Origin of the sequence: Brevundimonas olei (assembly GCF_037055245.1) — a bacterium.
In the GTDB taxonomy this organism is placed as follows: domain Bacteria; phylum Pseudomonadota; class Alphaproteobacteria; order Caulobacterales; family Caulobacteraceae; genus Brevundimonas; species Brevundimonas olei.
This window is the reverse complement of record NZ_CP146369.1, coordinates 3156529-3170509: the sequence shown is the minus strand read 5'-3', so window position 1 is coordinate 3170509 and position 13981 is coordinate 3156529. Positions and strand designations below refer to the sequence as shown.

Here is a 13981-nt window from a genome sequence, read left to right as displayed (position 1 = left end):
CGTGTTCACCGCCACGCGGGCCGAATACGGCCTGCTGTATCCAATTCTCTCAGCCTTGCGTGAGTCTGAACGGTTGGAGGCGGTCCTGATCGTCAGCGGGACCCATCTGTCGCCTGATCACGGCATGACGGTCGCCGAGATCGAAAACGACGGACAAGCCATCGCCGCTCGCATCCCTATCCAACAGTCGGATGATGACGCCCTCTCTGTCGGGCTGGCGATGGCGGCGGCGCTCAAGGGCTGCGTCGAGGCGTTCTCGACCCTGAATCTCGACGCGGTCCTGCTGTTAGGCGACCGCACCGAGCTGTTGGGCGCGGCAGCAGCGGCGACGGCTTTGCAGTTGCCGATCCTGCATATTGAGGGCGGGCATGTGACCGAGGGGGCGGTGGACGATGCGGTCCGTCATGCGATCACAAAGCTGGCGGCCCTGCATTTCACGGCGGCCGAACCCTATCGTCAGCGGATCATTCAAATGGGCGAGGATCCCGAGCGGGTGTTTACCGTCGGGTCGACGGGGCTAGACAATCTGATGGCCGAAGGGGTGCGTTCGATCGCCGAGATCGGCGCCGAGATCGGCCTGGACCTGTCGCCGGCCTTCCTTTTGGTCACCTTCCATCCTGAGACTTTGGGAGCCCAGGCCCCCGAGGACCAGATGGCGGCCCTGCGACAGGCGTTGGACGACTTGCCAGACTTTAAGGTGTTGTACACCTTGCCGAACGCGGACGAGGGCAACAAGGCGATCCGTCGCGCCATTGCGGACCATGTCTCCGCGGCGCCTGGCCGTGTCTTTGCTGTCGAATCGTTGGGCCGGCGGCGATACGCTTGGGCTCTTTCCGCCGCAGCCGCAGTGGTCGGAAATTCCTCCAGCGGCGTTATCGAAGCCCCGGCGCACCGCGTGGCGACGGTGAACATCGGCGACCGTCAGCAGGGACGTTTGCGCGCAGCCAGCGTCCTGGACGTTCCTGCCGAGGCCGCCGCCATCGGCCAAGCTATACGCCGGGGGGTCAGCCCAGAATTTCGCTGTCTGATCCGGGATCAGATCAATCCCATGGGGGACGGCGCGGCGGGCCGCCGGATCGTTGAGATCCTGGAGGGCGTCTCTTTTGAAAGCCTGCGCCGAAAGCGCTTCCGCGATCTCTAGGTGGCCGAGGGCAGGCCTGCCATGGGGGCGTAGATGCTGCGCGTTCGCGATAGATGTTCGTGAATGTCGGGCAGGTCGACCGCATCTTCGCCGGTGAGGAAGGCTCGGGTCATGCGCAGCAGGCCGGGCTTATGGCCATCTATGGCGTCGGCGCTGTCCAAGAACTCGACGGCGAAAGAGCCGCGCTGCTGGACCGCTAGGCGCTCCATCGGCTTCAGAATGAAGCGACGCTTCCTGCTGGCGATTTCAACTGCCCATCCGCCCGGTGCGTCCCAATCGGCGGCATAGGAGAACATGACACCGTCGCGCGTCAGGCCTCCGCCTTGGAACCGCGCTGCGCTGGGATGCCAGGAAAGCGAACCGTAGACGCGCGGCGTCCATTCGCGAGGCTCGCCAGCGAGGTGGAATGCGGTGTCGATAACGTGGGTGGAGTTGGCCAGAAGCCAATTGTCGAGCACCTCCTGCGGATAGCCGATCTTGATGATCGCGTCGGATGACTCGGTAAAGCTGAAGGTCATGGACACAGCCCCGCCATCCTCCTGCAGGCCTGCACGGGCCTGGCGCACGGATTCGTAGAAGCGGCGATTGTAGGCCACCCGGATGTCCGTGCTGGTTTCTCGGGCCATGGCGGATATTCTAGCGAGGGCCGCCTCGTCGACTCCGCCCGGTTTTTCCAGAAGAATGTGGCGGCAGCCGGCCTGCATCAATTGTTCAGCGACGGCGCCGAGTTCGGGAATGTCAATGGCGACGATGGCGCTGGACGGCGCGTCGGCGGCTTCCAGAGCGGCGGCGACGCCGCCGGGGCGGCATTCGGCGCCGGTTTCCTGTTGAAAGGCGATAGCGGAGGCTTCACCACGACCGACGGCGACAAATGGCGTGTCCAGGGTTGTCAGAACCTTCGCATAGGACAGACCCATGCGTCCGGCGCCGACCAGCCAAATCTGTTCCTGCATGTCCATCCTTCCGTCAGCTGTTCGACATAAAACTCGTCATGTAAGGTCACGCGTCCGGACGGAGCCAAGGCGTGGACTGTCGTCCTAGCCAGCGAGACGCGGAAAAGACAGTGAAACCAGCGTTTGAGCTGTTTTGAAGTGCAGGCCGCCGGCTCATTGACGCTCGGAGGCGAAGAATGCACCGCCCCCCTTGAACGGTCTTGCCAGTCATGGCACGGCAGGGACTCTTTTAGCGTGGCGGACCGCTGGACAGTTTCCTCGGAAACGCCGACAGTTCGTCGTCTACCGCAGCAGGGATGGCGCGATGAGATTTTCGAAGATGGCGCTGGTCGCCTCTTCGGGCAGCCTGTTGTTTGCAACGGCCTGTGCGAATATTCCCGCCGATGGACCGTCCACCGGCGCTATAGCCTCGGCGGCTAGCGAGGGCTCGGTTCGGATCGAGCCGTTGACCTTGGCGGCGGCAGCGGCATGGACGCATCCCTTCGCGCGGCCGGAAATCAGCGCAGGCGGTGTCAGTTCTCGACCACCGGCCAATCGGATTGAGGTCGGGGACCGTCTGAACATCGGTATCTACGAAGCGCTCGGCGAGGGCGTGTTCGCCACATCGGGTCAGCGAGGGTCCCAATTTACGGACGTTATCGTCGAACCCGACGGAGCAATCCGCTTGCCCTATGCCGGGGCTATACCCGCTGCGGGGCGGTCTGCGGACGAGGTTCGGCAGGCTATCATCAGCAATATCCGCCGTTTCACCGTTCGACCCGACGCGACCGTGATGGTGGCCAGCCGCAACATGGGCAGCGTGTCGGTGGGGGGCGCGGTGCGCACGCCCGGTCGCTGGGTAGTCGGTCAGGATGTCGTTACGGTCCTGGATGCCGTTTCTATGGCCGGGGCTCCGCTGGAGACCCCGTATGGCTCGACCGTTCTTGTCAGGACGGCGAGCGGCACCACGACTACCAGCCTGGCCCAGATCGCGTTCGGCCCCTCCACGCGCCTGACCGGCGACACGGAGATTGTCGTTGCGGCGACTCCGGCTCGCTTCCAGGCCCTAGGATCGGTGCGTCAGCCCGGTTCGAATGACATCACGACGGCTGGCTTGAATTTGCTGGAGGCCCTGAGCGCTGTAGGCGGTCTTGACGGCGCACGGGCCAATCCCCGTGGGGTGTTCGTGTTCCGGAAGGCCGCGCCGGACGACGTAGATCAGCGTCCCCTAGTTTACCAACTCAATATGGGCGACGCGGACGCCTTCGCCATCGCGACGGCGTTTCCCGTACTGCCGAACGACACGATCTACGTAACCGAGGCGCCAGTCGCTCAATGGACCAAAGTTCTGGCCGCCATCCAGGGGACGATAGGCGTCGGGGCGTCTGCGGCCACGGTCGACAGGCTGGTTCGCAACTGATGACCGGCTGCGACTGCGGGTCATTGCGATGCTGATCCTGGACAATGTCGAGGTTTGGGATCGCGAAACCCGCGAACCCATCTTCGAGAATCTATCCTTCAAGTTGGGCCGTCGACGCGCCTTGGTGTTCGCCGAGGATGAGAGGTTGACGGCGGCTTTTCTCCGGCTAGTCATCGGGCATCGTCCGGCCGGCGGGGCGGTGATCCTTGATGGGCGCCCGTCGTGGCCGATCGGCCAGAGCGGCATGGTTCGTGGTTTGATCACGGGGCGCGAGTTCATCCGTTTTCTGGCGTCTATCTACAACCTAGACATCTCGGCCTGTATGGCGGACGCTGAGCGTTGGTTCAGTTCTGACCTGCTGGCGACCACCACTAATCTTTGGTCCTCCAAAGAGCGGGCGCGGTTGGAACGCCTTTGTGTTCTGTGGCCGGATTTCGACGTCTACCTGACCTATGGCGCCGGCGGCACCGGAGATCCAATTTTTGATCAGGAATGGACGGAACGTTTTGACGCTCGTCTCGAGGGGCGCGGCATGATCGCTATAGCGCCTCCATTTGAGCCTTGGGATAACTGGTGTGATATCGTCGTTCTATTAAAGGGCGACGAGGTCGTGTGTTATGAGACAGTCGCGGATGCTCTGACGGCTGCGACAGCAGTTGCGACCGGCGATCTCTTGGACGGAGCGCCCAATCGGCGCGAGGAACAGGCTGAAGATGACATTCTCCTCTAGTTTCGATTTCGCCTCGCGTTTTCAGAAGACCCGGGATGGTCGGGTCTGGTTCGTCCTCTTGGGAACTGGCGCGGCCGGGGCGCTGGTCGGCCTGCTGTATTCGGTCATGCTCGCGCTGCCGCTCTTTACTTCTCAGGCCACGGTTGTGGTGCGGGGCGGCGCCATGGAATCGCAGGGCAGTGGCTCAGGATTCAATCTGCTTCGACGCGGATCTGGCGCTGCGGACGCTCTGGGCATGCTGGATGGCACTCTTGTGCAGGACTATCTGCGCACGCCAGATGCGATGGCCGCTCTGGACAAGCGGGTCGGCCTTTTCCGGAGTTTCCCTAACGGCAGTCGGGATCCGGCCCATCCCTTGCCCAGTAATCCCTCGAACGAGGCCAGGCTGAAATTCTATCGCTCGGTTGTATCCGCGCGCTTCAGCCTGACTCGCCAGGTGGTGGATATCGAGGCGTCCGGACGGACCCCGGCCGAGGCCCGGCGTCTGGCGCAAGGGGTTGTGCAAGTTTCCGAAGAGTTCATCAACCGATACAATGCCCGCGTCCGGCAGGACTTCGTCACCACGGCCGAGCAGGAACTCGCCACGGCCGCTCAGAAACTTGCGGCCGCGCAGACTAATATGGCGACCTTGCGTAACGCCACTGGACGACTGGACCCTGCCGCAGAGGCCACGATGATCGGATCGGTCATCCAGCAACTGGAGATTCAGAGGGTCGGCGTCGCGGCCGAGGTGGAGGCCATGCAGAAACTGGGTGGCCCTGACAGCCCCCGCCTGCAGCGGCTGAGCGCCGAGCTGAGCCAATTGGATCGGTCGATTGAAGCGCAGCGTGCGCGTTTGGTCGGCAGCGCCAGCGCCGTGTCGGGGGCTTTGGCCTCGTTCGAGACGGCTTCCGCTGAGCACGAGTTCGCGGTCCAGAGCGTCGAAGAGGCGCGCAAAGAAGTCTCTTTGGCCAAGGCGAACTACGCACGCCAGCACAAGTATCTTCTGACGGTTGCTTCGCCCAGCGAGCCCAGCCGTCGAAGCTGGCCTCGCACGCCGTCCGCTATCCTAGTCGGGGCTCTGGTCGGGTTGTTCCTGGGCGCGATCAGTCTGCTGCTGCTGCGAGCCTTCCCGATTCGCTAAGGCTGGCCCATTCGCTACAGCTGAATTGTCTGGACGGAACCGGAGTTTGGTTCCGTCCATCAGAGGCTGCTTCTAGTCCTGAGGCAATGTCAGGTTTTAGACCGACGGTGTCATCAGGGAGGGGCTGGAGGGGATGTTGACCAAGCGGCTCTCGATGTCGCGTGCGACAGTCAGATTTCCGAACCGCCGAGAGTCCTTTAGATAGGGCAGGTCGACCATAAGGGTCCAGCAGGGACGCGCTTCGATCCCTTCGGCATGAAGGCTCTCTAGAGCTTCGTTCCGGGCGGTTAGGTCGGGCAGCATGATGGCTTGAAGCCAGTAATTAGAACGAACGCCGGCGGCCTCCTTGACGAACTGGACGTTAGCGCAGCCTTGGAACAAGGCCTCATACCGGTCGGCCAACCGGCGCTTGGCGCAGATGAAATCATCCAACTGTTCCATCTGCGCGAACCCAAGGGCGGCGTTCAGATTGGGCATTCGGTAATTGAAGCCCATCTCGTCGTGGAAAAAGGTCCAGCCCTGCTTTGCCCGGGCTGTCGTTGTAAGGTGCTTCAACCGGACGGCCAGCGCCTCATCATTGGTGACGATCGCGCCGCCGCCGCCGGTGGTGACCACCTTGTTGCCGTTGAAGCTGAGCGCCGCGGCGACGGACAGCGAGCCCGCCTGACGTCCGTCACGAGACGCGCCGAGGCTCTCGGCCGCATCTTCGACCACGGCGACGCCGTACGCCGCGCAGATTTCGGACAGTCGGACGACATCGATGACATGGCCGAAAATGTGCACGGGCAAGGCCGCTCGAACACGTTGTCCTTCGTACCAGACCCCGTCGGCGCGTTGCTCACAGGTCTGAAGGAACCGTTCAACCTCGGACAGGGATAGTCCCAGGGTATCCGGGTCCGAATCCAGAAACACGGGCTGTGCGCCCGTGTAAAGGACGGCATTCACGGTGGCTACGAAGGTTAGAGCCGGGCAAATCACCAAATCGCCGCGTCCGACGCCCAGCGTATGCAACAGGGCGTGGATCGCGGCTGTGCCGTTCATCGTCGCCACTCCGAAGGCGCAGCCCGACCGGCGGGCCACCTCATTCTCGAACTTCACAACATAGTCGCCGACCGACGAGACATAGGTGCTGTCGATGCAGTCGGCGACATAGTCTTTCTCCCGTCTCCCGAATGTCGGGGCGTGGAGAGGGATGCGGCCTTGCTGGCCAAGATCTTCGCGTAGAAAGGAGACGAGGCGCTGGACGGCGGAGGACGAAGAAGCGGTCATGTCAGACGTTGTAACGCCCCGTCTTGTACAGCTTGAGGTTCTCCGGGTTGGTGAACCATTCGATGGTTTCCGACAGGCCGCGGCGCAAGCCTTCGACGCCGCCATAGCCAGGAGTCCAGTTCAACAGTTCTCGAGCGCGGGAATTGTCAGCCCACAGACGTTCGACCTCGCTGCCGCTGGGGCGAACGCGGGCAGGGTCGAGTTGAACATTGGGCTCGACCCCTACCAGTTTGCAAATCTCGGTCGCCAGTTCGCCGATCGAGATTTCGTAATCGGAACCCAGGTTGATTGTCGATCCGGCCGGCGCGCGTTCGATGCAGGCGATCATGCCTGCGACGGTGTCCTTCACGAAGTTGAAGTCACGGGTTGGCGTCAGAGCGCCCAACTGGATGTGGCCGTTGTTGGCGATCGCTTGGCTGATGATTGTGGGGATGACGGCGCGAGCGGACTGGCGCGGGCCATAAGTGTTGAACGGCCGGCAGACGAACAAGTCCATGTCGAATGAGCGATGAAAGGAGAGCGCCATCTGGTCAGCCCCGACCTTGGACGCCGCATACGGCGACTGGGCCTCCAGCGGATGGCTCTCATGGATCGGAACGGATTGGGCCGTCCCGTATACTTCGGACGTCGAGGTGTGGAGCATACGCGAGCCGTTGGCGCGGGCGGCTTCAAGCACATTCAAGGTGCCGATAACGTTGGTTTCGACGTAGGAGCGCGGTGCTGCGTAGGAGTAGGGAATGGCGATCAAGGCGGCCAAATGGAAGACCATGTCGCAACCCTGGATCGCCTGCATGCAGGTCGACAGGTCACGCACGTCGCCGGAAATCGTCTCGAACTGGCCGGCCACGTCGGGCGCGCAGTTGTCCAGCCAGCCGTCGGAGTTGAACGAGTTGTAAAGGGTCATGGCGCGCACTTCGTGTCCGGCGCGGACGAGCGCCTCCGTCAAATGCGAACCGATGAAACCGTCAGCACCGGTGACGGCGATTTTCTTACCCATTAAGATCTCCAGGAAATTTTCCGGCTGTGACGCCGATCCCATAGTTCGAGGTCATTTATCATTCGCGGCGCAAAATCATACCCACATTAGATTGAAATCTGCGTTGCGTTCGGGAGATTGAAAACCTAGTTGCTTAGAGTTGTCTTTCCAGTAGGCCTTGAATGCAGAACGAGTTCAAACCCGCAGCGCTCCTGATCGGGCTGGGCAATATCGGGTTCAGGCACCTGCAGGGATTGGAGCCGTTATCGACGCAGATTGCGTTGGACGGCATGGATTCGTCAGACGCCGCGTTGGAACGGGCAAGGAGCCAATGGGCCGAGTACGCGGACTCGGAGGGGCGCTTCGCCGAGAGCTTGTCTGGCTTGGGCGGCGACGCGCGGGTTGTGATTCTGGCTACGCCGGCGGACGGACGTGAGGCCTTGATCGAGACGGTCCTATCTGACCGGAAGGTTGGAGCGATGATGATCGAGAAGGTCGCCTTCAACGCGCGAGAATCGTTCACCCACGTGGCTTCTCGTCTGGAAACGGCCGGCGTGGAGGGGGTGGTGAACTGTCCTCGACGGCTATGGCCACGTTACCGCGCGCTGGCCGAGCGGATTCGACTGGCCGGCACGCCAGTGCGGATGACCGTTCGCGGAAGCAATATCGGTTTGGCTTGCAACGGGGTTCACTTCATAGATCTGCTTCAGATGCTGGCGGGCGAGGCGGAGGTCCGGCTGACGGATTCGCACATTTCCGCCCCGTTCCCGGCTAAGCGCGAAGGGTATTATGAGGCCTTCGGAGTCTCATCTTACGGGACGCCAGCCGGTTCTAGCCTGACCCTGATCGTGGAGGTGGATGCTCCCGAGCAGACCGAGATTCAGCTGGAGTTCGGCGATACGACCCTGACCATTGTTGAGGCGACCGGGGTCATGTCGGATGAATGCGGAAAGATCATCGACGTGGTGCGGCCGGTCTATCAGAGCGAATTGACTGCCGAGGTGGTCGAAAAACTGTTGGCGGGCCAGGATTGCGGCTTGCCGGATCTGGCGGTTAGCGCCATCGCCCATAACGCCCTGTTTGACGCCCTGGAACCAGCGTTCGCTCGCGCGGGCTTGATGGTGCAGGGCAGGTTGCCCATCACCTGACGAGCTCAGACCTTACGGCGATTGGCGGCGTAGAGGATTAGGCCCAACGTCAACATGGCCATGCTGCTGAGGGTTGCATAGGCTAGGGAAACGTCGTGGCTCTCATAGGTCGTGAAATAGGCTGAGCGGAGGTGCTGCAGGGCGTTTAGCAGCGGGTTCAGCAACATAGGTTTGGCTATAAAGTCCGGCAGTTGTTCGGTAACGAATAGAACGCCGGACGAGTAGATCAGAAGGCGGGCTGTCCAAGGCACGCCGCGTTGCAGCACCGGGACATAGGCGCACATGGTGCGCAGGATAAGCCCGAACGAGAACGCCATCACCAAGATAACGCACCACGTGAAGAACACATCCACTGGCCGCTCGACTGGGGCGCCCAAGCCAAGCAGACCTAGGAACGTCAGGATCGCAATGCCAGCAAGAGTGTAGATCACACCATAGGCGAGGGCGCGGCAAGCCAGAATATCGACGGCTCGGATGCGCGGGATCAGGATCAGGGACTCGTCCACGGGGCCGACGGCGCAGCGGATGTAGGTCATGCGGAACATGAACCAGGCCGAGGTGCCGACGACGGCGAATGGCAGGGGGTCCATGTCGACGATGTTAGTGTAGCCAAGCGCGAGATAGATAGCCAGGATGATGCCGATCTGCATCAAGGGCTCGATCACGATCCAGACGGATGCAGCGGGGCCTGCGCGACGCAGCAGCAATAGCGTCCGCAACGTCAGAGGCGCCAGAGTCCGCAGTCGACTCAGTGGAGGTGCAGGCGGCGCTGCGTTTGTCACTGTATCAAGCGAGGGGTCGATCTGCGCCGCAGGAAGCTTTTCGGACCAGTCGCGGACCCTGCCCGCTACCAGGTCCAGCTCATAGGAACGGATCGCGTCGTTGAGGCTGCGGACGGTGTTCTTGGCGCTAGCGGCGACGCGAGACGGCAGCTTGCGCAAGCTGGTGCGTCGCTGCGTGCGCAAACCTTGATAGACGACGGCGCGTTCCTTGCCGGTTCTGGCTCCCGACGCTTCAACGGCGCGTCGAACGGTGTCGTATTCACTCATGCCGATACCCCCATCCAGAGCGTCTCACTCCGCGCAAACTGCCCGAGCGCCTTTCCGCGCCAGTAGGGGTCCTCCGGCGCCATAGCGGCGATGACCCGATCCGCCGCGCCATGATCCAGTAACTGGGGGTTCTGCTGGAAATAGGCCTCTCGTGTCGCCTTCAGTCTCTGCAGTCTAGGACCCTGTGCAAAAAAATCGCTAAGAATTCTCTGAGCGTCTTCTGTTGATCGGGCTGTTAGCGCGATGCCCAAGCGGGCAAAATCGACAGGCACATCGATCCCCGGATTTATGATCAGGACCGGCATCCCGTGCTGGGCCGCCCGCATGGCGACGTTGCTGACGACTGTGCACAGCACGGCATGATCCATTAATGCCGAATGCGTCCCACCGGCAGGTAGAATCTTACTGGCGACATGGGGCCAGCGCTCGAGGATGGCGCGAGACTTTGAAATGTCGGAGGCTGTTTCATCAGGATGGGGCGACACCGATAGGGTGATGTCGCCAAGAACGCTGCAGGCGGCGACCGTCATTTCGAGAGCGGCGGTCGAGACGTCATCCAACGGCTGGGAGGCGAATATGACGCTGCGGGGTGACGCGGCGCGGACAGCGCGGCCATGAAGCTGACCGATATCGACGTGACCAGCGAGGATGAATTGCTCGGGCGCAACGCCGAAGCGCGTCTGGAAGATATTGCGTTGCGAGTCGTCCAGAACGCCGACCCGTTCTGCCACGGGAACGGGATCGCGGTCCGAGGTGCCGATCATTAGGGTTTGTAACTCGACAGTGGGCACCTCGGCCGCGCGTGCGGCCGATACGATCAGCCCTCCGAAAGGCGAGCCAAGGGGAGCTGAGGCGACGAAGCGAGGAGGTCGCCGCGCAAATTGACGGCTGAGTTCTGACGTCAAGGCCAGGCTTGGCGCAAGACTCGACGCCACGAATGCTCCGCACCCCTCAAGAATTGCGGCTCGCTGGCCCGTCGTAAACTCGGATTCCAGAGCTTGGTCGATCTGCCTCAGCAGCAGGGTGCGGATCCCGGCCAGCGGAGTGCGGGGTCGCGAGGATTGCGGTTGGCGGACAAGGATCGTTGTGGAACCCAATGAGGCGGCCACGCCGGTCGCTCGGACGACGTTGCTGGTGCGCCGCGTGAAGGGTTGGATCAGAACCGATCCGTGGGCGGCAGCAGCGGCCAGTAGCGCCCGTACGGTCTGACTGTGTCGAAATTCAATCTTCCGGCGCAAGTCGCCCACGATCACAGCTTTGTCGCCGACGTCGAGCCGTCCAGGTTTCCACTCTTCCACCACTGCAGCAAATGCGGCCCAGGCGTCCTCGGCGCGAACATCGGCCGGACTGTCTCTTCTGGCGACAAAACGGGCGGCTCCCCGTCTGTCGGTCGGGCCCAGGTCGTGCGTGACTGCAATCCCGGAGGCATGAAAGTGCGCCTCCAGGTCGTCAAGGGGGTCGTCGCCCTCGATCAGATGGACAACGCGTGCATCCCTGGTCCGGGCGGCGTCATCCGCGATCTCCAGCCGACGCAGTCTCAGGGCGAGTTCCGGCTTGAGCCTGAGCATTAGGGCGTTGCGGTGGGTGCGGATCAGGGCATTCCAAGGCGGCGGCGCCGCCGTCTGCATGACGTCCAGTGCAAGTTCAGCTCCGGCCTTGGCGGTTGTGTACCAGGTTTCATTGAGAGATCGGCGGCGCGGATCTTGGCTGGGCGCGCCCAGGCCGAGGCCTGAGAAATCAAGCAGGCCGTTCGATCGGTCCTCAGGAAACCAGGCGGCCACATCAGCATCGACGTTCGGACCGATCACGCAAAGGCCAGGGCCTGAGGTTGCAAGGAAGGTTTCGACCGTTTGGCGGCCTGATCGCAGTTTTCGCGAACCGGACGGCAGACGCGGGACGAACAAGATATCGGTCAGACGACGGCGCCGTGTCCGAAGAGTGGAGGCGACGGGACAATTTATGATCCGCCTTATGCAGGCGTCGGCCTTGTCTTCACTGCCGGCGGAAGATTCCGCATGCGTCATGCGAGCGCCTCGGCGGCGGGCTCGGTTTCCTGGGGCGCCTTGATCGGCGTTGTTTCCAAGGCCCAGACAGCTGTGTTCGAGGCGTTGTCGCCCTCGATCCCGCCGAAGTATCTCGGCAAGTTGGCGCGCGCGCGCTCAAGCGCCGCCGCATAGTTTTCGGGGCTGTCTAGCAAGGCGTCGATCCGCTGTTCCATCTCGCGGGCGGATCTGACCGCTTCCGAAATTTCCGAATAGTGATCAAAACGAGAGGTTTCGTAGATGAGGCTGATTTCAGGCGACCATAGGTTGACGGCGACGCAGTTCGACAGGATCGCTTCGGCGAACATCGAAGACACGCCGGAAACTAGGATGTCGGAAACGGACAGAAGTTCGATGTTGGGCGTACCCTGACGACCGGCTGAGAAAATAGCTCTGCCTTTCCCGTGTCGCTTGATCTGATCGGCGATGAAGGCCATGTCGTCAACGGGGTGTGGGCGCACCACGATCTGGGCGTCTCGGCGTACGGCGAGCTTGACCAGGGCCTTGAAGGCCGTTTCCCAGGAATCCGGCGATAGCACCGCGCTACCGGCGGTTTGGTTGGGCCACAGGCCCCATCGGGTTCTGCAGGTCGCCGCCCAGACGATGACAGGGCTGCTTGGAGCTAGGCCCAGCTTTTCACGAATGCGCGCGTGATCTAGGGCGTTCGTCGCTCGCACGAAGGTGTCGGATCGGGTCCGGCCCAGGGCTTTGATGTCGCCGCCATAAGTCGGTGCTCGCCGGCGAAGATGTTCGACCTGGTGCTCACCCCATACGGCTAGGGCGTCGGGCTGGGATTCCGTCTCGTGTGACCCATCGGGACGACGCGCCAGAATGGACGGCGTCATCTCGTCTCCGATACCCAGTTTGATCGAGACCGTTCGAGCCCCTGTTCGCGACGCCGCCAGATTGATCCAGGGTTTCGCTTCCAATCGCCCGCCGAGAACCAGGTTCGGCTTGAGGATCTCGAAGGTTTTTTCCCAGGTCTCCGACTGCGACGTCATGAGCACCGACAGATTCAGGATAGAGCGCGCTAGATAATCCGAGAACTGATCGAACATATCGACGCCGTCGAAGACGAACGCCTTGCGGAACGCACGATCAGCGATCAGCCGGGCGACTGCCGGTTCATATTGTTCGCGGGCCGGTACGCGAAGTTGAGAGGCCAGTCCGCCAAAGGTCGGTCCCGCTAGTTCGGAGATGAACGACGGATGAGTCTCGGCCAGGGAACGATAGCCATCCGCGACTGGCTTGGGCCCCTCGTAGATGATCGTCAACCGCCAATGGCGATCTCGACACGCTTGGGCCAGAGCCTCGGGCAGACCTTCGCTATACTCGTCGAGGAAGGCGGGGCGTCCCGTTTGAGGACTGACAAGCCATTCGACGCCCTTGGCGCCGCGCATGATCAGGACGGCGTGGCCCTTGAAGCCGCCGAGGCCGAGGCTACGGGCCTGCCGTTCGTGGGCCTCCAGCGCCGCGATAACCCGTAGGTAGGAAGCACGGCGGCGAACGGGGCGATAGTCGATCTTGGGCGTACGAATTCGCGGCCACGGCAGTACGCGGGCCGGACGGGCGGGCGGCTGTCCCCAGAAACGGGGTTCGATGTTCGCCTGCTCGAAGACCTTGACGGCCAGGGGAGCAAGCCAAGCTGCGTCGCCTGAGACGCCTAGGCAGTCAAACGCTGCCGGCTTTTCCTGATCTGCGATTGCGGCAAACAGCAGCACGGCCCTCATCGTGACCTGCACATAGGGGGTCAGAGTAGCGATCCATGCCCAAAGAGGCGCGGGATGATTGTCACCGGCGCTCCAATCCGCAAGGCGCACGCCGGACCCGAGACGAACGGACGGCAACTTCTCTTGCCAAGCCAGGACCTTTTCGTGAAGCGCGTCGCAAGCCTCTGGTGAAAGATAGTCCATGGGCTGGCGGACGGTCGCGCCAGCCAGTTTCGCGGGCATGCGGACTTCGTAGCTAGCTCTGACCAGGATTCCAGTCAGCCCTTCAGCCTCGCACCGGTCGAGGAAGGCCTTGGCTGCTGCTTCGTCGGCAGAGAAGAGCAACCCCAAGGCTGTGGATTTTTCTGAGGAAATCGAAGCCTTGGCCTGCATTTTTTTATCCGGCCTGTGCTTAGTGTCGCCCATGCCAAAGCCACTTACA

At 62.2% G+C, this 13981-nt stretch carries 11 protein-coding genes; 5 read left to right on the top strand and 6 right to left on the bottom strand.

The genetic code is table 11. The annotated features are described in order from the left end of the window. Nucleotide 1: 1 nt before the first annotated feature. The gene (gene neuC, locus V8J38_RS15340; RefSeq protein ID WP_338576929.1) at nucleotides 2-1141 is read left to right on the top strand and encodes a UDP-N-acetylglucosamine 2-epimerase; all 1140 of its coding nucleotides are present in this window, start codon (nucleotides 2-4) and stop codon (nucleotides 1139-1141) included. On the opposite strand, the gene V8J38_RS15335 is transcribed toward neuC, so the two are convergent. Beyond that, nucleotides 1138-2094 carry a Gfo/Idh/MocA family oxidoreductase gene (locus V8J38_RS15335; RefSeq protein ID WP_291783295.1) on the bottom strand — a complete coding sequence of 319 codons (957 nt, stop codon included), beginning with the start codon at nucleotides 2092-2094 and terminating at the stop codon, nucleotides 1138-1140. The two genes, neuC and V8J38_RS15335, sit on opposite strands and share 4 nt — an antisense overlap. Before the next feature lie 319 nt (nucleotides 2095-2413). Here V8J38_RS15335 and V8J38_RS15330 point away from each other — a divergent pair, with 319 nt between their 5' ends. The 3 genes from V8J38_RS15330 to V8J38_RS15320 are packed head-to-tail and all read left to right on the top strand — an operon-like array spanning nucleotide 2414 to nucleotide 5346. Then, nucleotides 2414-3493 carry a polysaccharide biosynthesis/export family protein gene (locus V8J38_RS15330; RefSeq protein WP_291783291.1) on the top strand — a complete coding sequence of 360 codons (1080 nt, stop codon included), beginning with the start codon at nucleotides 2414-2416 and terminating at the stop codon, nucleotides 3491-3493. A gap of 28 nt (nucleotides 3494-3521) precedes the next feature. Beyond that, nucleotides 3522-4223, top strand: coding sequence for a hypothetical protein (locus V8J38_RS15325; RefSeq protein WP_291783289.1), 702 nt, complete (start codon nucleotides 3522-3524; stop codon nucleotides 4221-4223). Then, nucleotides 4207-5346 (top strand): hypothetical protein, encoded by a 1140-nt coding sequence (locus V8J38_RS15320; protein WP_291783286.1) that lies wholly within the window; start codon nucleotides 4207-4209, stop codon nucleotides 5344-5346. Before V8J38_RS15325 ends, V8J38_RS15320 begins: the two co-directional genes overlap by 17 nt. A gap of 96 nt (nucleotides 5347-5442) precedes the next feature. Here V8J38_RS15320 and V8J38_RS15315 read toward each other — a convergent pair whose 3' ends face one another. Both V8J38_RS15315 and V8J38_RS15310 read right to left on the bottom strand, forming a co-directional pair. Continuing rightward, nucleotides 5443-6615 carry a LegC family aminotransferase gene (locus tag V8J38_RS15315; RefSeq protein WP_338576923.1) on the bottom strand — a complete coding sequence of 391 codons (1173 nt, stop codon included), beginning with the start codon at nucleotides 6613-6615 and terminating at the stop codon, nucleotides 5443-5445. A gap of 1 nt (nucleotide 6616) precedes the next feature. Further along, nucleotides 6617-7612: an SDR family NAD(P)-dependent oxidoreductase gene (locus V8J38_RS15310; protein WP_338576920.1), complete on the bottom strand. Its 996-nt coding sequence runs from the start codon at nucleotides 7610-7612 to the stop codon at nucleotides 6617-6619. A 161-nt stretch (nucleotides 7613-7773) separates the two neighbouring features. Between V8J38_RS15310 and V8J38_RS15305 the strand changes: the two genes are divergently transcribed. After that, a complete protein-coding gene (locus V8J38_RS15305; RefSeq protein WP_291783278.1) occupies nucleotides 7774-8739 on the top strand; it encodes a hypothetical protein in 966 nt (321 codons plus the stop codon). Between the two features lie 5 nt (nucleotides 8740-8744). Here the strand turns inward: V8J38_RS15305 and V8J38_RS15300 are convergent, their stop codons facing one another. Genes V8J38_RS15300 through V8J38_RS15290 form a run of 3 tightly spaced genes read right to left on the bottom strand, consistent with a single transcriptional unit; the run spans nucleotide 8745 to nucleotide 13965 of the window. After that, on the bottom strand, nucleotides 8745-9788 hold the full coding sequence (locus tag V8J38_RS15300) for an ABC transporter permease (RefSeq protein WP_338576916.1): 1044 nt from the start codon (nucleotides 9786-9788) through the stop codon (nucleotides 8745-8747). Beyond that, a complete protein-coding gene (locus V8J38_RS15295) occupies nucleotides 9785-11812 on the bottom strand; it encodes a hypothetical protein (RefSeq protein WP_338576913.1) in 2028 nt (675 codons plus the stop codon). Before V8J38_RS15295 ends, V8J38_RS15300 begins: the two co-directional genes overlap by 4 nt. Further along, the gene (locus tag V8J38_RS15290) at nucleotides 11809-13965 is read right to left on the bottom strand and encodes a hypothetical protein (protein WP_338576911.1); all 2157 of its coding nucleotides are present in this window, start codon (nucleotides 13963-13965) and stop codon (nucleotides 11809-11811) included. The genes V8J38_RS15295 and V8J38_RS15290 overlap by 4 nt, the downstream gene beginning before the upstream one ends. Nucleotides 13966-13981 lie beyond the last annotated feature (16 nt).

Excerpts from the sequence above, each read along its gene's own strand:
- V8J38_RS15315 (WP_338576923.1), bottom strand. The coding sequence starts at position 6,615 with ATGACCGCTTCTTCGTCCTCCGCCGTCCAGCGCCTCGTCTCCTTTCTA.
- V8J38_RS15290 (WP_338576911.1), bottom strand. The coding sequence starts at position 13,965 with ATGGGCGACACTAAGCACAGGCCGGATAAAAAAATGCAGGCCAAGGCT.
- V8J38_RS15320 (WP_291783286.1), top strand. The coding sequence starts at position 4,207 with ATGACATTCTCCTCTAGTTTCGATTTCGCCTCGCGTTTTCAGAAGACC.
- V8J38_RS15300 (WP_338576916.1), bottom strand. The coding sequence starts at position 9,788 with ATGAGTGAATACGACACCGTTCGACGCGCCGTTGAAGCGTCGGGAGCC.
- V8J38_RS15335 (WP_291783295.1), bottom strand. The coding sequence starts at position 2,094 with ATGCAGGAACAGATTTGGCTGGTCGGCGCCGGACGCATGGGTCTGTCC.
- V8J38_RS15310 (WP_338576920.1), bottom strand. The coding sequence starts at position 7,612 with ATGGGTAAGAAAATCGCCGTCACCGGTGCTGACGGTTTCATCGGTTCG.
- V8J38_RS15330 (WP_291783291.1), top strand. The coding sequence starts at position 2,414 with ATGGCGCTGGTCGCCTCTTCGGGCAGCCTGTTGTTTGCAACGGCCTGT.
- V8J38_RS15305 (WP_291783278.1), top strand. The coding sequence starts at position 7,774 with ATGCAGAACGAGTTCAAACCCGCAGCGCTCCTGATCGGGCTGGGCAAT.
- V8J38_RS15325 (WP_291783289.1), top strand. The coding sequence starts at position 3,522 with ATGCTGATCCTGGACAATGTCGAGGTTTGGGATCGCGAAACCCGCGAA.
- V8J38_RS15295 (WP_338576913.1), bottom strand. The coding sequence starts at position 11,812 with ATGACGCATGCGGAATCTTCCGCCGGCAGTGAAGACAAGGCCGACGCC.